Raw genomic sequence first — 19736 nt, 5'->3', positions numbered from 1 at the left:
ACCGTGCCCAGCCTCATTGACCTTCGCGGCATTGTCCGCACTTTTAACATCGGCCAACCAAGCGAGCTCACTGTGCTCCGGGGCATCGATATGCAGATCGACCGGGGCGAATTCGTCTCGGTGATCGGTGCATCGGGATCGGGAAAATCAACCCTGATGAACATCATGGGGTTGCTTGACCGGCCGACGGAGGGCTCGTACCTCCTCGACGGTATCGACGTGCTCAGCAGCGAAGACGACGAACTTGCCCTTCTCCGAAGCACCCGCATCGGGTTCGTGTTTCAGAACTTCAATCTGATCGCTCGCGTAGACGCTCTGAGCAATGTGGAAATGCCCATGATGTACGCCGGAGTACCCGCGCGGGAGCGCAAGGAACGGGCAGCGGAGCTGCTGGAACTAGTCGGGATGGGGGATCGCATGCACCACCAGCCCAATGAGCTGTCTGGTGGCCAAAAACAGCGCGTGGCTATCGCGCGTTCGCTGGCAAATGACCCCGACCTCATCCTCGCTGACGAGCCCACCGGCGCACTCGATACCGCCACGGGACGCATGGTCATGGACCTGTTTCACGACCTCAACCGTGAACGCGGCGCCACCATCGCCCTTATTACCCACAACCCCGAGCTAGCGGAGGAAACCTCCCGCATCGTTACTATGCGAGACGGGCTGATCACGGAAGGAGAACTCGCGTGAACCTTCGCGAAGCAATCATTCTCGCCACCGGCAGCCTCAAAACCGGCAAAATGCGCTCGATGCTCACCCTCCTCGGCATCATCATCGGCATCGCCTCCGTCATCACCATCCTTACTCTCGGCCACGCCCTCAAAACCCAAACTATGGGCAGCCTGGACAGCATGGGCATCAACAACCTGATGGTCCAAGTCCAAAACCGCGAGGAAGCCAAAGACGCAGGCAGGGACTACCTCTGGTCCGCCAGCCCCGTCGACGACCCCGAATCCCTCATCTCCGACGAGCACATTCAACAAATCCGCAGTCGCTTTGGCTCAGACATCACAGGCATCGGCTATGCCGGCAGCGCAGGTGGGGCAGGGGACTTGCACATCTCCAATGCCGCATTCGGCACGCTTGCCGACGACAGCATGCGCGCTTCCGTGTCGCCGGTGAATGCCGACTACTTCAAACTCAACTCCATCGACATCGACCACGGCCGTGGCCTCAGCGAACAAGACATCACAGAAGCCCGGCACGTCACCGTCATTTCTCCCGACATCTTCGACGAACTCTTCGACAATGACCCAGATCGGGCACTAGGCGCAGAACTGCGCTTTAACAACCAGTCGGGATCCGCGAGCTTCATGGTGGTGGGCGTTTCTGCCAAGCCCAAGGGAGGCCTCCTGGTTGGCACTGGTTCGGACACCCGGATTCTCGTTCCATTCCCGCTGAAAGACCTGTTCCCGCAAGAAAACGACAAAACTGCAGGATTTCCTGGCCACGAACAGATCGATATCCAGGTCGCGCCGGGCGTCGACCGGGACGGTGTGAAAGATGACCTCCAGAAATTCTTTGATGCCGAGTATCAGGCGAACGATGTCTATCAAGTGAAGGTCAGTGACAACTCCAAGGACATGGAGACCATCCAAACGGTGCTGAGTTCCATCAGCGTCGCGGTCGCTGCGATCGGCGGAATTTCCCTGCTCGTTGGTGGTATCGGCGTCATGAACGTCATGCTCATCACCGTTACTGAGCGAACCCGAGAAATTGGTGTCCGAAAGGCTCTGGGAGCGCGCAGTCGAGACATCAAGCTGCAGTTCGTTATCGAGGCGATGATTGTCTGCCTGATCGGAGGTTTGATCGGCGTGGCCCTTGGATCGATCTTCGGCATGATCGGAGCAACTCTGCTCAAGACATTCGTGTTCCCACCGCTCGCAGCGATTGTCGTATCCCTGTTGTTCTCTATGGGAATCGGATTGTTCTTCGGGTACTACCCGGCGGCGAAGGCAGCGAAGATGAATCCAATCGAAGCACTGCGCTACGAATAACAAAAGTCCCGGCTCTCGCACAGAGAACCGGGATCTTTGTTCGTTAGGAAGGAGTTTCTTCAGAGAGCACCGTGGTGCGCAGCGGCTCGTGCTTGATGAACAGCAACAGGACGAACGACAGTCCCACGAGCGGCAAAACGTAGATGAACACTGGGGTCAGCGCGTCGTTGTAGGCGCTGACGAAGGCGTCGCGAAGCACTGAAGGCAGCTGGTGAATCAGCGCTGGGGTGATGGAGTTGGAGTCCATCTGCGCGGCCCCCGCAGCCTCTGGTGGCAACTGCGCCATTGCAGGCGGAATGCGCTCGCCCATGAGCTCTTCCAGGTGCCCCACGAAGAGCCCGCCAACCAAAGCGGAACCCAGCGAAGCGCCGATCTGGCGGAAGTAGTTATTCACCGCGGTAGCCGAACCCACCACCTCAAGTGGCAGCGTGTTCTGGACGATTAGGACGAGCACCTGCATAGCAAGGCCCAGGCCGGTGCCCAGCAGGAACAGGTAAATTCCAATTTCCCACAGGGAGGTCTCCGGGGTGAGGCGGTGGAAGAGCAGCAGGGATGCAGCGGTGACCACCATGCCTACCAGCGGATACATGCGGTAAGTGCCCGTGGAGGAAATGCGATTGCCGGACCAGATGGAAAAGCCCATCATGCCAACCATCATCGGAATCATCATGTAGCCCGCCTCGGTGGCGTTGATTTCGTGCACCATCTGCAGGTACGTAGGGAGGTAGCCAAGAACGCCGAACATCGTGACACCGAGGACCATGCCGACGGCCGTCGTCAAGGCAAAGTTGCGGTTAGCAAAGAAATCCATTGGGATCAGTGGATCTTCGGCGCGCAGCTCGACGATGACCAGCAAAAGCCCGGTGATCACGAACAATGCGATCAAACCGAGGATGATCGGGTCGGACCATTCGTAGCGAGAACCGCCCCAAGTGGTGAACAGGACCAGGGCAGTGGTGGCGATGATAGCGAGGACCGTGCCCGCGTAATCCCACTTGAACGGAACCTTCTTTGCCGGAATACGCAGCATCCACATTGCGATGCCGATGGCAACGGCGCCAAGTGGGAGGTTCATCCAGAACGCCCATCGCCAGCCAGGACCCTCAGTGAACCAGCCGCCGAGCAGTGGGCCAAGGACTGCGGACAAGCCGAACACGCCACCCATGACACCCATGTAGCGGCCACGCTCGCGAGCAGGAATAACGTCCGCGATGATTGCCTGCGAGAGGATCATCAGGCCACCGCCGCCGATGCCCTGGACGGCGCGACCGATGATGAGCCACAGCATGGAATTCGCCAGGCCACCGATGACGGAGCCGAGCAGGAAGATGGACAGGGCACCGATCATGAGGCCCTTGCGTCCCAGGAGATCGCCGAGTTTGCCGTAGATCGGCAGCATGATGGTTTCAGCCAGCAGGTAGGCGGTGATGACCCACATCATGTGGTCGACGCCGCCCAGTTCGCCGACGATGGTCGGCAGGGCGGTGGAGAAAATCATTTGGTCTAGGGATGCAAGCAGCATCGAGACCATCAGCGCCGTCATCACCCAGCGGGCAGTTTTCTGCTGCTCCGGGGTCATTGTCGAAGGGACTTTTTCACGTTTCTTCATTTAGATGGTCTCTTTCAAGGTGTCTTCGCGCACTGCGATGAGGATGAGCGCGGCGAGGATCGCCAGCGGCATGAGGATAAAGAAGATAGGGGTCAGGGCGTCGTTGTAGGCGACCTGGATGGCGGACTTGAGGAGATCAGGTAGCTGTACCACTGCGGCTGGAGTGAGTCGTTGGTTGCCACCAGCTGCCCCAAATTGCTCTGCGTACGGGGCCGCAGCGGGACCCAATTGCTGCAAAGCTTCTGGGATACTGGCGTGCAGCTCGTCGCTAAGCTTGCCGACGAACAGGCCACCCACCAGCGCCGCACCCAACGACCCACCAATTTGGCGGAAGAAGTTTGTGGCGCCCGTCGCGGTACCAACGAGAGCGATGGGGAAGGAGTTCTGCACAATGAGCACCAGAATCTGCATGGCGGCGCCCAGTCCCACGCCGAAAACGAAGAAGTACGCACCTACCGTAACCAAGGATGAGTCAGCCTTCAGTGTGGAGAGCAAATACATTCCCACGGCCACGATGAGTAGGCCGATGATCGGGTAGTTCTTGTACTTTCCGGTGCGGGACACCCAGTTGCCCACGGTGATGGAGGTGCCCATCATGCCGACCATCATCGGGATCATCATCAGGCCCGCGATGGTTGGGGTGAGTTCGTGCACCATTTGGAGGTAGGTCGGCAGATAGCCGAGCGCACCGAACATGAAAATGCCGATGCCCAGGCCTGACAGGGTAGTGAGGACGAAGTTGCGGTTGGTAAACAGATTCATCGGAACGATCGGTTCCGCAACCTTCAGCTCAGCCCAGACGAACAGCGCGCCGAAGATGATGGTGCCGGCGATCAGGGCCTTGATGGTGGTGGAGTTCCACTCGTATTCGTTGCCACCCCAGGTGACGAAGAGGATCAGGCAGGTGGTTGCGATGATCATCAGGATGGAGCCAATGATGTCGAAGCGTCCGCGGCGTTCCCGGTGTGGGAGGTGCAGGTAGCGAATCGCGCCGATCAGTGCGAAGAGGCCGAGTGGGATGTTGAGCCAGAGGCCCCAGCGCCAACCTGGGCCGTCGGTGAACCAACCGCCAAGGACAGGGCCGAGGACAGAGGAAAGACCAAAGACGGAGCCCATGATGCCCATGTAGCGGCCGCGTTCACGTGCGCTGACTACCTCGGCGGTGATGGACTGCGACAGGATCATCAGGCCACCACCAGCGATGCCCTGGATTGCGCGGGCTGCGATGAGCACGCTCATCGACGTTGCGAGGCCGCCGATCAACGAGCCGAGCATGAACAGTGCTACTACGAAGACGTACAAGCCCTTGCGGCCGATTTGATCGCCAAGCTTGCCAAAGATAGGCAAAGCAACCGTTTGTCCCAGCAGGAAGGCGGTGATGACCCAGGACATGTGGTTGACGCCACCGAGATCACCGACGATGGTGGGAAGCGCGGTTGCAAAGATCATCTGGCCGAGCGAGCTCATCAGCATGCCGACCATCAGTGCACCCATGATCAGTGGAATGCGTGGTGCGGTGTCCTGTTTCATTTGTCGCCTCCTTCTGTGCGAGCGAGTCGTCTCATGTCTGCTAGCGCCTGCTTGCAGAGGTCAGGCAGTTGGGTAAGTGTGGCGTCTGGGGTGGCAAACCACGTTTTGAAGCCGACTTCCATGGCAGTGCCGGTGATGCCTACAACGAGTCGGGCCTCAGTAATCGGCGTGAGATGCCTCAGCTGCCGGGCCGAATCGTGCTGTTCAAGGTAGGTTGCGGCCGTTCGCACAATGCTGTCGTGCAGCAGGTTGAACGTGGCCATTCTGCTTAGCCACAGCTCGGGGTTTGCGCGCAAAATTGCTTTGCGACGTCTAAAGAGCTCTCCCGCATCGACACCTGGGGAGATGGCTGCGGCAAAGTTATCCAGACTCAGCTGCAGGAGTGCTGACAACAGGTCAGGGTGCTCTTGTTTAACGAATGTTGCTGTGCATTCCTCGGCGATTGGGGTGGGGAGGGCTCCCAGAACAGCGACTTCCTTGGATTCGACGTAGTTGAAGAACGTCCGTTTCGAGATGTGTGCCGCTTGGCAAATGTCGTCGATGGTGACGTTGTCGAAGCCGTTGTCGGCTACAAGTTTGCTCGCGTGTTCTTCGATGGCGGCGAGGGTGGCGCGCCGCTTTTGCTCTCGAAGGTTTGGTGACATGCCAGCAATACTAACTAAAAAAGTTCACCGAGTGCACATTTGCATTCAGTGAACTTTGTTTGTTTGTATCCGGTTTGTGAGCTTTTGCACTATTTGAACTTGCTGAACCGGACTTTGTCGCCCGGCGCGCATTGTGCTGAATAGTCAGAAGAGCGCCTAGTGAGCACGCCGATGACGGGATAACCGCCGGTCACAGGGTAATCCGGTCCGAAGATGACGGGCATGCCGTTGGGTGGAACCTGGATGCTGCCTCGGACCATGCCCTCGCTCGGTAACTCCTCATTTCGGGCACGCTCGAGAGGAGTGTCAGCAGTGAGGCGTAGTCCGATGCGGTTTGATTGATCGCTGACTTCGTAGACCTGACCGAAGAAGGCTTCGATCGAGCTCGGGGTGAACCAATCCGCGCGGGGACCGAGCACCACTGTCAGCTCGTGCACCTTCTCTTGGGGCCAAAGTGCAGGCAGTTCTCTCAATTTCGGCCACCACGCGTGCTCCGCGATGTCGTCGCTGACCAGCAAGATGTCTCCTGGGGCTACTGGGGCAGGGCCCAGGCCTGACATGATATCGGTGGACCTGGATCCCAATACTGGGGTGGGATTGAAGCCACCGCGGACAGCGAGATAGCCCCGCATTCCGTGGTGGGCCATGCCGATGCAGATTCGATCGCCCGGGACGACGTCGATGATGTTATTTGAGTATTGAGCTCGTTTGGTGCCGTCCTCGCTAATGATGTCGATGGGACAGCGCATACCGGTCATGACGAAATTGACGTCGTCCAAGGCTAGAAGTTCGACCCCGCCCAACAGAATCTCGAGTACGGCGGCGTTGTCGGAATTGCCCATGGCGTGATTTGCGCGCACCGCACTCATGCGATCAAAAGTGCCGGATGGGGCAACACCGCTTCCGGCCATGTGAAAGCGCCCCAGGTCCTGGAAGAGTAGCTGCGGGCCGGTGGATACTACCTTGAGCATTAATTCTCCTCCACAAATCGGACGATGTCCCCAGGCATGATGAGCGCGGGCCTTTCATCGTTTGTCGGGTCCCACAACACTTCATTGGTGGAGCCAATCAACTGCCAACCACCTGGAGAATTCTGTGGGTAGATTCCCGAAAACTCGCCTGCCAGGCCCACTGAACCTGCCGGGATGGCTGGGCGCGGCGAATCGAGGCGCGGAACGGATGGGAACGGATCCGCAGGTACCAAATACATGAAGCCTGGGGCAAAACCGCCAAAGGCTGCGGTCCATTGGGCGTGGGTGTGGCGTTTCACCAGTTCTTCCGGGGACCAGCCAAGCTTTTCGCTGAGGGGGGCTAGGTCTGGGCCGTCGTAACGCACAGGAACGATCACCGTGTGAGGTGAGGTTCGCTCGGCGCTCTGGGCGTCGTTCGGATCGTAGGTAGCGAGGCGGGAGGCGACATCCTTCGGGGTGAGCTGCGCCGTATCGATCATGATGAGGAGCGTGGTCGCGGCGGGCACGAGGTCCACAATGCCTTCGAGTTGCCAGGACGTCACGGTGCGGTGTAGCGCCAGCACCTCATTGAGGCTAGACATTTCCACCAGGACTGCCTGCTCGCCACATGCCTTAATGTGCATGACCAACCTCGATTCCGTTGTCGGCCAGCGTGGATCGAATCTGCTTGACCAGCTCTAGCGCCTCCGGATTGTCGCCGTGGACGCACAGGGACTGGGCTGAGACCTGCACCTTCGACCCGTCGATCGCAGTGATTGCTTCGCCACGAGCAAACGCGAGGGCTTGGGCGGCAGCAGCTGTAGGGTCGTGCAATACCGCGCCGGGCTGGGATCGGGGGACCAGGGTGCCTTCTGAGGTGTAAGCACGATCGGCAAAGGCCTCGGCAATGGTTTCCAGCCCGGCTTCCTGCGCCCAGGTGAGCACGGGCGCGCCGGCTAGGCCCATCAGCTTGAGTGATGGATCCGCAGCCTTGATGCCAGCGATCACTGCTTCGGCTTGAGTGCGATCGTGGGCGATCGTGTTGTACAGCGCGCCATGAGGTTTCACGTACTCGACCTGCGCTCCCGCAGCTCGAGCGATCGCTTGCAGTGCGCCGATTTGGTAGATGGTTTCAGCCGTGAGCACGTCGGATTCGTAAGCCATGGCTCGACGGCCAAAGCCAGCCAGGTCGCGGTAACCGATGTGGGCACCAATGCGCACCTGCTTTTCGACGGCCATTGCCACCGTTTTCTGCATCACGAGGGGATCGCCTGCATGAAATCCCGTAGCGATATTGGCGCTTGATACGAGGGCGAGGACGGCGTCGTCATTGCCAATGCGGTACGACCCGAAGCTTTCACCGAGGTCGCTGTTGAGGTCGAACATGTCACACTCCTTTTGTGCAAGCGGGTCTTACTTCAGCAATGAGAAGACGGCGCCGAACGAGGTCCAGGCGAGCCACCATGCGACGATGAGCCCCAGTACGCCGAGGACGACCAGCCACATTGGGTATCGGTACCCCTTCAAAAGGTCTTTTTGGCGGAAGATCGCGACGTACAGGATCATCGTGAAGCCGATGGGGAGGACCAGCCCGTTGAACGCGCCAGCGAAGACCATCAGTGTGGCAGGGGCTGTGTTGAGGGCGATGTAGGCTGCGCAGCTGATGATGATGAATACGATCGTGATGATGTTCTGCAGCTTCTTCTTGTCTTCTGCGCGGGACGTAAGGAAGGTTGCGGAAGTGTAGGACGCTCCGATGATGGAGGACAGAGCTGCTGCCCACAGCACCACGCCGAAGAATCGCAATCCCAGTTCGCCTGCTGCGGCCTGGAAAGCCTCTGCGGCTGGGTTGCCCTTGACATTGAGGACGACGCCACCAGCAACCACACCGAGCACTGCCAGGAAGAGCAGCACGCGCATGATTCCGGTAAGGATGATGCCAGTGACAGACGACTTTGAGACGCTTGCGACGTGCTCGACGCCAGAGTTTCCGGAATCAAGCATGCGGTGCGCACCCGCGAACGTAATGTATCCGCCTACCGTGCCACCAACTAGAGTGGTGATGGTGAGGAAATCGATTTCCTCAGGCAGAACTGTATTTTTCAAGGCTGCGCCCACCGGTGGGTCGGACACGATTGCCACGTACAACGTCAGCAGCATCATGACAACGCCCAAACCGACAAGAATCTTGTCGAGAGCTGCGCCGAGCTGTTTGAACAGGAAAATCGCGATGGCGAGCGCTGCGGTGAGCACACCGCCGACCTTGGGGTCCATGCCCATCATTGCGTTGAATCCGAGGCCCGAACCACCGATATTTCCGATGTTGAATACGATGCCGCCAATGGCGATGCACACCGCGAGGAACCAGCCAAGCCCCGGAAGAACGGTGTTGCCGAGCTCTTGAGCACGCAGGCCACTGACGCCGATGACGCGCCAGACGTTCATTTGCACCGCGATATCGATGATGATCGAAATCAAAATGGCGAAGGCGAATGCCGCGCCGTGCTTTGCGGTAAAAACTGCTGTTTGGGTGAGGAATCCTGGGCCGATCGCGCTCGTAGCCATGAGGAAAATTGCTCCGAGAATCGCGCTGCGATTGAGCGCTGAGGCGGTTGCCGAGCTCATTAGCTACACCTACCGATCTTCAAATACTTGTTCAACAATGCCTGGGTAAGTGTAACTAAAAGTGGTGCAGGACACAATAGGGGTACGTGGTGAGCTCAATCTGAGAAAACTGTGACCGGATTCGCAAAACACCGTTAACATAGGTTTATGACTGCGACTCCAATCCAGCTGGCACAGCGCATTACCGACAAAATCCTTTCCGGCGAATTCGAGCCTGGTGGAAAGATCCGCGAGATTCCTCTCGCCGCTGACCTTGGGGTTTCGCGCAACACCCTCCGCGAGGCCTTCCGCCTCCTCGCCCGTGACGGCCTCATCGAGCAGATCCCTCACCGTGGCGTGTTCGTGAGGTCTATGGAGCCCGCTGACATCGTTGAGCTGTTTGCTTATCGACGCTTCATTGAACTCGGCGCCCTACAGTACTTCGGCCTCGATGTTCCGCGAACTGAAGCAGCTTTGCGAGGCATGAACAAGGCTATTAACGATGCCGAATCCGCTGCGGCAGGTGGCCGTTGGTCCGAGGTGGGAAATTACAACAATGCCTTCCATGATCATTTGGTGTCGCTGGCGGGTATCCCTCGTCTCAACGAGAACCTGACGCTGGTCATGGCGCAAGCCCGATTGGCTTTCATGGTCGTTGCCAGCGTGGAGGACATGCATCGTCCATTTATCCAGCGCAACCGCGATATTCTGAGCGCGTTGGTCAAGGGGGAAGTGGACAAGGCGACGTCGGTGCTCACTCGCTACTTGAAGGAATCCGAGGCGAAGATTCTCGCCGAAATGACCTTCGGAGTTGCAGCCGATAACCGATAGCAAAAGACCCGCTTTTAGGACTTAACTAAAAGCGGGTCTTTACAGTTGGACTAGAACTGATCGCGGTCAGTGTTGGCCATCTTGAGGACGTCCAGACGCTTATCCAGCTCTTCCTCGGTCAGCTTCTCGCCGTCGACGAAGCCGAGGTCGATGACGGTCTGGCGGATGGTCTTGCCTTCCTTCAGCGCGGTCTTTGCGACCTTTGCGGCAGCCTCGTAACCAATTGCGGAGTTCAGCGGGGTCACGATGGATGGGGAGGACTCAGCCAGGGTGCGCATGCGCTCGACGTTTGGCTCGATGCCGTCGACAAGGCGCTCAGCGAACACGCGGGAGGTGTTGGCCAGCAGGCGAGCGGACTCGAGAACGTTGCGGGCCATCATTGGGATGAACACGTTGAGCTCGAATGCGCCCTGTGCGCCACCGAATGCGATGGCAGCGTCGTTGCCTACGACCTGAGCGGCGACCTGGGTTGCGGTCTCGCAGAGAACTGGGTTGACCTTGCCCGGCATGATGGAGGAGCCTGGCTGCAGGTCAGGGAGGTGGATTTCGCCGAGACCGGTCAGTGGGCCGGAGCCCATCCAGCGGATGTCGTTGGCGATCTTGGTCAGGGAAACAGCGATGGTGCGCATAGCGCCAGAGAACTCAACGAGTGCGTCGCGGTTAGCCTGAGCCTCGAAGTGGTTCTTAGCCTCACGCAGCTCCTGAACGCCGGTCAGCTTCTTGAGCTCTTCGGTGACCAGTGCGCCGAAGTCAGCAGCAGTGTTCAGGCCGGTGCCGGTTGCGGTGCCGCCGATTGCCAGTTCGCCGAGGCGTGGGAGGGTAGCTTCAACGCGCTCGATGCCAGCTTCGATCTGACGAGCGTAGCCGGAGAACTCCTGGCCGAGAGTCACTGGGACAGCGTCCATCAGATGGGTGCGGCCGGACTTTACGACGTCCTTCCACTCGTGAGCCTTCTTGGCGAGGGAAGCATGCAGCACCTTGAGAGCTGGGATGAGGTCGTTGACAGCAGCTTCGGTTGCAGCAACGTGGGTTGCGGTTGGGAAGGTGTCGTTGGAGGACTGGCCCATGTTGACGTGGTCATTAGGGTGGATCTCCACGCCATTGCGCTTTGCGATGGAAGCGATGACCTCGTTGGTGTTCATGTTGGACGAGGTGCCCGAACCGGTCTGGAAGACATCGATTGGGAACTCAGCGTCGTGCTTACCCTCAGCGATTTCCTTACCAGCAGCGATGATCGCATCGGCCATCTCAGGGGCGAGAACGCCCTTGTCCTTGTTGACCTGCGCGCAAGCAGCCTTCAGCAGACCCATTGCGCGAATCTGTGCAGACTCAAGTCCGCGGCCAGAGATAGGGAAGTTCTCGACAGCACGCTGGGTCTGTGCACGCCACAGAGCGTTCACAGGGACCTTGACTTCACCCATGGTGTCGTGTTCGATGCGAAATTCCTGCTCAGACATATGTTTCACCTTTTGTAGATGGGATATCTTTAGGCTCAGCACCGGGGTGCTCGAGCCACCTTCTCCAGTATGGCGCAAAACAGATGATTCGTGTGCAATTGCCCTGAAGTAATCGTGAATTATGAACTGTGTCTCAGTGGTGTGGAATCTGCACCCTGGTGTGTGGGTTTTGGTGCTTGTGTTTTGTGTTAGAGGGTGCAGATTTGTTGGCGGGGATGGATCTGCACCCTGATATGCGTCGAAAGGTGCCCATTTCTTGTGTTAGAGGGTGCAGATTTGTTGGCGGGGATGGATCTGCACCCTGATATGCGTCGAAAGGTGCCCATTTCTTGTGTTACAGGGTGCAGATTTGACGACAGAAATGAATCTGCCCCCAGACACAACAGAAACCCCGCCGATGCCGGGCTGGCGTCGACGGGGCTGAAAGAAATCGCTTACTTAGCGGCGTAATCCACTACGGAGTATTCCTGCAGCTTCTGCAGCTGGTGGACGGACTCGATGAAGCGGATGGTGCCGGACTTGGAGCGCATGACCAGGGATCGGGTGGTTGCGCCGTTTGCACGGTAGGAAACACCACGGAGCATGTCGCCGTTGGTGACGCCGGTTGCTACGAAGTAGCAGTTGTCGGAGGACACGAGATCGTTGGTCAGCAGGACGCGGTCGAGGTCGTGGCCTGCTGCGATGGCCTTTTCGCGCTCTGTATCATCCTTAGGCGCGAGCATGCCCTGGATTTCGCCGCCCATGCACTTCATTGCACATGCCGCGATGATGCCCTCTGGGGTGCCGCCGGTGCCCATCATCATGTCGACGGAGTTGGAGTTCTGGGCTGCAGCCACAGCGCCAGCGACGTCGCCGTCGGAAATGAGGCGGACCTTTGCGCCTGCTTCGCGGATTTCCTTGATCAGGTCCACGTGGCGTGGGCGGTCGAGGACTACGACGGTGACGTCGGACTTTGCGATGCCCTTTGCCTTTGCGACGACTTCGATGTTGTGAGCTGCAGGCGCGGTGATATCGATCTTGCCCGCGGCCTCAGGGCCAACGGCAATCTTGCGCATGTAGAACACTGCGGATGGGTCGTACATGGTGCCACGCTCAGCAGCTGCCAGCACGGAAATTGCGTTTGGTCGGCCTTCAGCCATCAGGGTGGTGCCGTCCACTGGGTCGACAGCGATATCGACTTCAGCGCCGAAGCCGGTGCCGACTTCTTCACCGTTGAACAGCATTGGGGCTTCGTCCTTTTCGCCCTCGCCGATAACAACGACACCCCTCATGTTCACCGAGTTGATGAGCTGACGCATTGCATCAACAGCGGCACCATCGCCCTCGTTCTTCATTCCGCGACCAACCCAGCGGCCGGACGCGAGCGCAGCAGCTTCGGTGACGCGAACGAGCTCCATGGCTAGGTTACGATCCGGGGTTTCCTGATTCTTCATTGTTTGAGAGCCTCCAGGTGGCAATGTGGGGTAGTTATCGAAGTCTTTTGTTAAGCACCAGTGACACTAGTTGTCATAACAAAGGGCCTTATGTCCTATTCTTCCAAATAATCCTTCTGTTGTGTTTGCTTTGCACCACCGAATGTGGGGAGGCAAGAATCACGCGCTGTGGGGTGGACATCGGTTCACGTCTAGGACTATGCATCTGCCATACTGTTGGGCGTGGCTGACAAGAAACCTCGGATTTTTCAAGATTCTCGCGACATTCTGCTGTCGCTTCTCGTCGTTGTGGGATTGATGGTCCCTACGGTGGCGTTCACAGGAATGTGCAGCTTCAATCCGGGTGCGCCGGAAAACGGCCCTGTGCAGAAGGTAGATGCGCAGCAGATTGTGAGCATGGAAGCTAAGGCGATGAACTTTCCTCTGCGCTTGCCTGAGACTCCTGAAGGTTGGACCACTAATTCGGCAAGGCGCACAACTGTGAATCGTCAGCCGGCAACGGTCATCGGTTGGGTGACCAAAGAAGGCGCGTATGTGCAGCTCACGCAGACTGATCAGCCTCTAGATAAGGCGGTTAAGGACGTCGATGAGCACGGGCGCACGCAGCAGTCGCCGCGCACCATCGACGGCAAGCAGTTTGAGATCTACACCAGCGCCGAGCGCAACGTTCGTGACGTGTGGGCCGCGGACCTCGGCGACGTTCGGTTGATTTTCTCTGGCACGGCTGGGGAAGCGGAGATGGAGCAGATCGCTAAGAATGCATTGCGAGCCACCCCGCTGCCAGGAAAGAACGGCTAGGAATCGGCCTGGCCGATCGCCTCTTCCACTCGCTTAGCGGCGCCGGCGAGGTGCTCTTCGCAGCGTTTTGCGAGGGCTTCCCCTCGCTCCCAGAACTTCAGGGATTCATCAAGTCCCATTTGTCCGCGTTCCAAAATGCCAACGATCTCGACTAGTTCGTCGCGGGCGCGTTCGTAGCTCAGCGACTCCACCGGTGGGAACGCATCATCACGGACCTGTCCGGATCCAATCACATCAGAGTTCACGTCTATTGTCCTTTACGTTTAGTTAGCTGGTTTAGCGCTCATAGCTGCGGCGGTGATCGAACCGTCGCCCACACGGATTCGCAATTGGCTGCCCGGTGGAGATTGCGCCACAGTGGTGACTACCTCTGGTTCCGAGCCATCCCGCGGGACGACTTGCACAACCGCATATCCGCGCGCAAGAGTCGCCGCGGGCCCAAGGGTGCTGATACGGGAGCGCAGTGAAGACGTCTCAGCCTGCGCCGAATCAATCATGATTCGTACCTCGCGACGCAAATACTTCAGCGCCCGCTCAATTTCTTCCCGGCGCTGCTCAATAGGTAAATGCGGATTAGCGAGCACTGGGCGAGAGCGCAGGCCCGCCAATTGACTGCGTTCCCGGTCAACCCAACCTCGCAAGGCGGAGCGGAGGCGGCCGCGGAGCTCGTCGATAAGCGCGCGTTCGGCGGCGACATCAGGGACCACCTTCTTGGCAGCGTCGGTTGGGGTGGCGGCGCGCAGGTCGGCGATGTTATCGAGCACGGGGTTGTCTGGCTCGTGACCGATCGCGGACACAACGGGGGTATGCGCCTTTGCGACGGCGCGTTGCAAAGCTTCCTCAGAGAAAGGCAACAGGTCTTCTACCGAGCCTCCGCCACGGGCAATGATGATGACGTCGACTTCAGGATTCGCATCGAGTTGCTCGAGCGCTGCAATGATTTCGGGTACCGCATTGGCGCCCTGAACGGCGGTGTTGATGATCTCGAAGCGCACTTCCGGCCATCGTGCCTGGGATACCGCCAACACGTCGCGTTCGGCGGCGGAGCCTCGTCCGGTGATCAGGCCAACTTTGTTGGGGAGGAAGGGGAGAGGCTTTTTTCGGGCGGGGTCGAATAGTCCTTCCGCAGCCAATTGGGCGCGGAGCTTTTCAATGCGGGCGAGCAGTTCGCCGATTCCGACCGATCTGATGTCGGTGACCCATAGGGAGAATTCGCCACGACCCGCGTAGTAGGCGGGCTTGCCATAAACGACCACCCGGTCGCCGTCCTGGGGAAGCGAAGGCAAGTTCTGGAGCAGGGAGGTACTGCACGTGAGACGGACACTGGATTCAGCCTCCGGGTCGCGCAACGTCAGATAAGACAGCTTCCAGGTGGGCTTGAAATTCACCTGGGTGAGCTGACCCTCAACCCAAATGTGGCCGAGCCGTTCGATCCACGATTTCACCTTAGCGTTGACTTCGCGGACTGGCCACGGATTCTCAGGCGACGTTGCCGAACTCATATGCCCCCTTCACGTTGATACCGTATCTCCTGCGATTCTAGGCGTTCCGCCCCTTGCCTGGGTACGCTAGGCAGCATGACACAGACTTTGACCAAGAAAGTATTGCTTGCGGCGCCTCGTGGCTACTGCGCTGGCGTTGATCGTGCGGTGGAAACTGTCGAGCGTGCGCTGGATAAATACGGCGCTCCCGTGTACGTCCGCAAGGAAATTGTGCATAACCGCTACGTTGTGGATACCTTGGCCGAACGTGGTGCGATTTTCGTCGACGAAACCACCGAGGTGCCTGAGGGGGCGCACCTGGTGTTCTCTGCGCACGGCGTGAGCCCTGCCGTGCATGAGGAAGCACGTCAGCTCAGCCTCAACACCCTCGATGCGACCTGCCCTCTGGTAACCAAGGTTCACAATGAGGTCAAGCGCTTTGCTCGCGATGGTTTCCAGATCCTCCTCATCGGTCATGAAGGCCATGAGGAAGTTGAGGGCACCGCTGGCGAGGCCCCTGACGTGGTGCACCTCGTTGATGGCGTCGAGGGAGTGGACAAGCTCGAATTCTCCGAAGACGAGAAGCTAGTGTGGCTTTCCCAGACCACTCTTTCGGTCGACGAGACGATGGAGATCGTCACCCGCCTGAAGCAGAAGTTCCCCAATCTCATCGATCCACCGAGCGATGACATTTGCTACGCCACCCAGAACCGTCAGGTGGCGGTGAAGGCCATTGCACCTAAGTGTGACCTAGTCATCGTGGTTGGTTCCCAGAACTCTTCGAACTCCAAGCGACTCGTCGAGGTGGCTTTGCAGCACGGCGCGAAGGCGTCTCACCTCGTTGATTATGCCTCCCAGGTAGATGACAAGTGGCTCGAAGGTGTCAGCACCATTGGCATTACGTCCGGTGCGTCTGTTCCTGAGATTTTGGTCCGCGACGTCCTGGAGAAGCTCGAAGGATACGGCTTCACCGACGTGGAAGAAGTAGTCACCGCTGCAGAGAAGATCGTGTTCTCCCTGCCTCGTGACCTGAGGCCAGCAAACCGCGAAAAGCGTTAGCTGTACAGGTCGTCATTGAACGACCGACGAGCCGGCCGTTCCTGCGGATTCTCGCGGGGGCGAGCCGGCTTTTCGACGCGCACCTTTCGGGCGGACTGCCGATCAGCGCGACGGCGGTCTGCGCGGGAATTAACATCCTTGATGAGCTCGGAAAACGGTACTCGTTCCGCTTCAGGATCCTCGGTGCGTCGCGGCCGGTAGGACATCTCTCGCACGCGAGTGGTGGTTTGGCGATTCATGCGCTCACTACGTGCAGCGCGCCTACGCTGACGCTCGAGCATCTGCAGTTGCTGCTCGTAGGACGACTTTGCGCCGCGCCAGCGAACGAGGGCAACAACGATCGTCACCAGCGTGATGATCGCTAAGTGGGGGAAATACTGCGCCAGCGGATACAGCGCCGAAAGGATCATGGTCTTTGACCACTGATCTGCGCCACCGGATAGGTTGCTCTTCGCGATCCACCAAGCAGTCAACGGGGTGAAAAGCCCGAAGAGAATCGGGTGAGTCGCCACGTTGAGGAACAGGCCACCCAATCGCACAAAGAGCGTGGTGATGATTGCGCCAAGGCCGTAACAAAGGACGAAGATCCAGTTGAACTGCCCTTGGCTCACGCTGAGCAGCAGTCCTGTCAGCAAAGCTGCAACATTGATGGACAAAGCCGTCCCCAAAGACAGACCCCGGGCGCGGGTTGGTGAAACGGCGCGACGGGTTCGTGGGGTCGAAGTGGTTGGCTTTGGCACGATGATTCATGTTACCGAGGAAGTGGGCCAAAATTCCAACACAACACTGCTTTCTAGGTGCCGGAAATGTCACTGCCTTCGGATTGGTAACGCGGAATTCGAGGGCGAGTGTCAATGGGGGATACTGGGACGACTGATGACCTGCCGTGCGGAAGGGCGTCGAGGTCGTCGAGTTTGCGGGCGGTGACGAAGACTCGACTATCCAGTGAGGCGATAGTGGAATTGAAACTCGTAACGGCTTTGTCCAGCGACGATCCCAACCTATTCATGTGCTCGCTCACGGTTCCCAATCGCTGATAGAGTTCGCTGCCCAGGCGCTGAATTTCTGATGCTTTCTCGCTAAGGGAGTTGTGTTGCCAACCCAGGCCCACGGTGCGTAAAAGCGCAATGAGCGTGGTTGGGGTGGCCAGTACGACATTCTTGGAAAAGGCAAATTCCAAAAGTTCGTTGTCGATCCGCAGCGCAGCGTCGAGAAACGGATCCGCGGGAACGAACAGAACCACAAACTCAGGGGATTCTGGGAAACTTTTCTGATAGTCCTTCGTTGATAACTGGGTGACGTGCTGGCGAAGATGATGCGCGTGACGACGCAAATGCGCCTCGTGCTCCTCGGGATCAGTGGTGTCCAGGGCGTCCAGATAAGCGAGGAAAGGCGCTTTCGCGTCGACGACGATATTCCGGCCGTCGCTGAGACGGACAACCATGTCTGGCCTGATGGAGCCGTGGGATACTTGAGTGTCGAAATCGCAGTGCTTGACCATTCCGGACAGCTCAACCACCCGTTCCAATTGCATCTCTCCCCAGCGCCCGCGTACCTGTGGTGCGCGAAGGGCGGTGACGAGTTTGTCCGTGCGATCAGTGAGCATCAGGGACGTCCGGCTCATCGCTTGGATTTGGGCGGACAATTGGCCAAGTGATTCCGCTCTTTCAATCTCCATTTCACGCATGTGTCCCGTGAGCTGGGCCATTGCCTTTTCCAATGGGGTGAGTTGGCTTCGGACTAGCTCGGCAGATTGGCCGGGGCTGTCAGTTTGTGCTCGGCGATTCCAGCCAAGGAAGTATCCAAGGATCAAACCCATCAAAAGGAACAAGGCAAGAGCAGCTGCATTGGTCATGTGACCACAATGGCATAGGGCTCAGACGCGACGGTTATTTCCCACCAATTTTGGGGAACGTTTGTGCTAATTTCTTGAGGGAGGACGAGGTTTTGCTCAGTAAAGAGTCCTGCTCAGCAGCGGTATCTTTCTCAATCTTAGTGGCGTTCGCCTGACGGTTTGGCAGCATCTTTTGAAGGCCGGAATCGCGGAACAGTCGCCCAAACTCCTCGCTCCACTTCACCTGCATGTCTTTGTCCTGGGTGGCGAATTCGATTTCATCGGTTGTCTTTTCGCCTGCACGCAGGGCAATGATGTCGTTGAGGTAGCGGAAAAAGACCGCAATCATGGCTGCCACCGGAACCGCCAGGAATGCGCCGATGATGCCGAACAAGCTGCCGCCGATGGTGACCGAAACCAAGACGATCACCGGGTGCAGATTCATTGCCTTCGACTGCAGCAGTGGCGATAGGATGTTGCCTTCCAGCTGCTGTACTGCAACGACGAGCACGAGCACGATGACGGCCTTGGTAAGGCCTAGCGACACCAGTGCAATGAGCACAGCCAATGCTCCCGCGACAAAGGCTCCCACGATCGGGATGAAACCCGCGAAGAAGGTCAGGGTTGCTAGGGCAAGCGCCATTGGAACACCAATGATGATCAACCCTGCGCCGATGCAAACGGCGTCGACAAGCGACACGGCTGCCTGGGCGCGGATGAAGCCCGACAACGTTTGCCACATGCGCGACAACAGCTCGGTGAGGTGCAGACCCGCGCGCTCGCCGGTGACCCCACGGAGCCAGGGGAGGAAGCGGTCGCCGTCTTTGAGGAAGAAGAAGGTCAGCACGAGAACCACGCCGAGCGTAACGACGACCACTGACATGGTTCCCAGTCCAGAAAAGACTTCGGTGGCAATGGTGCCCGATTGGTTCTGGAGCCATGTAACGGCATTGGAAAATAGCTCGTTGAGGTCCTCGGATTCCAAATTAAATGGTGGATTCTGCAAGGTGAGCTGGGCTCGCAGCAACATCTCATAGGTCTGCAGATAAAGAGTTTGTGATTGGCGGCCAATGCTCGGAGCCATCGCCACAATGATCCCCGAGAACACAGCAATAGTGCCCAAAATAGTCACAAGCGCGGCGATGCCAGGGGGCAGGCCTAGAGACCGAAGTCGTTTGGTGGGAGGCCACAGCACCGAGGACACGATCAGAGCCAGGGTGATGGGAAGCAGGCCCTGCCACACTTGTTTGCCGATGAACCACACCACGTAGGTGGCTGCGGCGATGATGAGAAGTCGCAGGCACCAGCTGGCAAACTCTTTGAGACCTTCAGCAATAACCAAGGAGCGGTCAATGTGAGCTTCGGAGGCGAGCTCGTCAAAGGACCACGTGGCATCATCGTTATGGCTAAGCTCCGGCTCGCTCACGTAGGCCTCCTTGTCTGGTTGCAGGTCGGTCGTCTACATACGAAACTTTAGCGGATAGGGCGCTCAGCCCTCCACGAACG

19 protein-coding genes are annotated in these 19736 nt (G+C 58.3%); 5 read left to right on the top strand and 14 right to left on the bottom strand.

Annotated elements, in window-relative coordinates:
• The first annotated feature begins 3 nt into the window (after nucleotides 1–3).
• Nucleotides 4–693: an ABC transporter ATP-binding protein gene (locus WG939_RS02740; RefSeq protein WP_339982184.1), complete on the top strand. Its 690-nt coding sequence runs from the start codon at nucleotides 4–6 to the stop codon at nucleotides 691–693.
• A complete protein-coding gene (locus tag WG939_RS02735) occupies nucleotides 690–2000 on the top strand; it encodes an ABC transporter permease (protein ID WP_339982182.1) in 1311 nt (436 codons plus the stop codon). The genes WG939_RS02740 and WG939_RS02735 overlap by 4 nt, the downstream gene beginning before the upstream one ends.
• Before the next feature lie 43 nt (nucleotides 2001–2043).
• Here the strand turns inward: WG939_RS02735 and WG939_RS02730 are convergent, their stop codons facing one another.
• The 7 genes from WG939_RS02730 to WG939_RS02700 all read right to left on the bottom strand — a co-directional run bounded on the left by WG939_RS02730 (nucleotide 2044) and on the right by WG939_RS02700 (nucleotide 9358).
• A complete protein-coding gene (locus WG939_RS02730) occupies nucleotides 2044–3609 on the bottom strand; it encodes an MDR family MFS transporter (protein WP_339982180.1) in 1566 nt (521 codons plus the stop codon).
• Nucleotides 3610–5139 (bottom strand): MDR family MFS transporter, encoded by a 1530-nt coding sequence (locus WG939_RS02725; RefSeq protein WP_339982178.1) that lies wholly within the window; start codon nucleotides 5137–5139, stop codon nucleotides 3610–3612.
• Complete coding sequence (locus WG939_RS02720; RefSeq protein WP_339982176.1) at nucleotides 5136–5783, bottom strand: TetR family transcriptional regulator; 648 nt, start codon at nucleotides 5781–5783, stop codon at nucleotides 5136–5138. Before WG939_RS02720 ends, WG939_RS02725 begins: the two co-directional genes overlap by 4 nt.
• 89 nt (nucleotides 5784–5872) lie before the next feature.
• Complete coding sequence (locus WG939_RS02715; RefSeq protein ID WP_339982174.1) at nucleotides 5873–6754, bottom strand: 5-oxoprolinase subunit C family protein; 882 nt, start codon at nucleotides 6752–6754, stop codon at nucleotides 5873–5875.
• Nucleotides 6754–7377, bottom strand: coding sequence for a 5-oxoprolinase subunit B family protein (locus WG939_RS02710; RefSeq protein ID WP_339982172.1), 624 nt, complete (start codon nucleotides 7375–7377; stop codon nucleotides 6754–6756). The genes WG939_RS02715 and WG939_RS02710 overlap by 1 nt, the downstream gene beginning before the upstream one ends.
• Entirely contained in the window at nucleotides 7367–8119 is a 753-nt protein-coding gene (locus WG939_RS02705; RefSeq protein ID WP_339982169.1) for a LamB/YcsF family protein, read from the bottom strand. Before WG939_RS02705 ends, WG939_RS02710 begins: the two co-directional genes overlap by 11 nt.
• Nucleotides 8120–8146: 27 nt before the next feature.
• Nucleotides 8147–9358: an NRAMP family divalent metal transporter gene (locus WG939_RS02700; protein WP_339982167.1), complete on the bottom strand. Its 1212-nt coding sequence runs from the start codon at nucleotides 9356–9358 to the stop codon at nucleotides 8147–8149.
• Between the two features lie 147 nt (nucleotides 9359–9505).
• Here WG939_RS02700 and WG939_RS02695 point away from each other — a divergent pair, with 147 nt between their 5' ends.
• Complete coding sequence (locus WG939_RS02695; RefSeq protein WP_339982165.1) at nucleotides 9506–10168, top strand: GntR family transcriptional regulator; 663 nt, start codon at nucleotides 9506–9508, stop codon at nucleotides 10166–10168.
• 50 nt (nucleotides 10169–10218) lie between these two features.
• On the opposite strand, the gene WG939_RS02690 is transcribed toward WG939_RS02695, so the two are convergent.
• A complete protein-coding gene (locus WG939_RS02690; RefSeq protein ID WP_339982163.1) occupies nucleotides 10219–11625 on the bottom strand; it encodes a class II fumarate hydratase in 1407 nt (468 codons plus the stop codon).
• A gap of 434 nt (nucleotides 11626–12059) precedes the next feature.
• Nucleotides 12060–13058 (bottom strand): class II fructose-bisphosphatase, encoded by a 999-nt coding sequence (glpX, locus tag WG939_RS02685; protein ID WP_339982160.1) that lies wholly within the window; start codon nucleotides 13056–13058, stop codon nucleotides 12060–12062.
• 222 nt (nucleotides 13059–13280) lie between these two features.
• Here glpX and WG939_RS02680 point away from each other — a divergent pair, with 222 nt between their 5' ends.
• Nucleotides 13281–13856, top strand: coding sequence for a DUF4245 domain-containing protein (locus tag WG939_RS02680; RefSeq protein ID WP_339982157.1), 576 nt, complete (start codon nucleotides 13281–13283; stop codon nucleotides 13854–13856).
• Here the strand turns inward: WG939_RS02680 and WG939_RS02675 are convergent.
• The gene (locus tag WG939_RS02675; RefSeq protein WP_339982155.1) at nucleotides 13853–14101 is read right to left on the bottom strand and encodes an exodeoxyribonuclease VII small subunit; all 249 of its coding nucleotides are present in this window, start codon (nucleotides 14099–14101) and stop codon (nucleotides 13853–13855) included. The genes WG939_RS02680 and WG939_RS02675 overlap by 4 nt on opposite strands.
• An 18-nt stretch (nucleotides 14102–14119) precedes the next feature.
• On the bottom strand, nucleotides 14120–15358 hold the full coding sequence (xseA, locus tag WG939_RS02670; RefSeq protein WP_339982153.1) for an exodeoxyribonuclease VII large subunit: 1239 nt from the start codon (nucleotides 15356–15358) through the stop codon (nucleotides 14120–14122).
• A gap of 75 nt (nucleotides 15359–15433) precedes the next feature.
• Between xseA and WG939_RS02665 the strand changes: the two genes are divergently transcribed.
• A complete protein-coding gene (locus WG939_RS02665; protein ID WP_339982151.1) occupies nucleotides 15434–16396 on the top strand; it encodes a 4-hydroxy-3-methylbut-2-enyl diphosphate reductase in 963 nt (320 codons plus the stop codon).
• Here WG939_RS02665 and WG939_RS02660 read toward each other — a convergent pair.
• The 3 genes from WG939_RS02660 to WG939_RS02650 are packed head-to-tail and all read right to left on the bottom strand — an operon-like array spanning nucleotide 16393 to nucleotide 19656.
• The gene (locus tag WG939_RS02660; protein ID WP_339982149.1) at nucleotides 16393–17136 is read right to left on the bottom strand and encodes a DUF6542 domain-containing protein; all 744 of its coding nucleotides are present in this window, start codon (nucleotides 17134–17136) and stop codon (nucleotides 16393–16395) included. The two genes, WG939_RS02665 and WG939_RS02660, sit on opposite strands and share 4 nt — an antisense overlap.
• Nucleotides 17137–17189: 53 nt before the next feature.
• On the bottom strand, nucleotides 17190–18251 hold the full coding sequence (locus tag WG939_RS02655; RefSeq protein WP_339982146.1) for a DNA recombination protein RmuC: 1062 nt from the start codon (nucleotides 18249–18251) through the stop codon (nucleotides 17190–17192).
• 34 nt (nucleotides 18252–18285) lie between these two features.
• Nucleotides 18286–19656, bottom strand: a complete 1371-nt coding sequence (locus tag WG939_RS02650; protein WP_445227854.1) for an AI-2E family transporter — start codon at nucleotides 19654–19656, stop codon at nucleotides 18286–18288.
• Nucleotides 19657–19736 lie beyond the last annotated feature (80 nt).

The sequence above is a fragment of the Corynebacterium sp. H130 genome (assembly GCF_037572395.1).
Taxonomy (GTDB): Bacteria; Actinomycetota; Actinomycetes; order Mycobacteriales; family Mycobacteriaceae; genus Corynebacterium.
The sequence above is the reverse complement of the archived record's forward strand: the minus strand, read 5'-3'. Positions and strand labels throughout refer to the sequence as shown.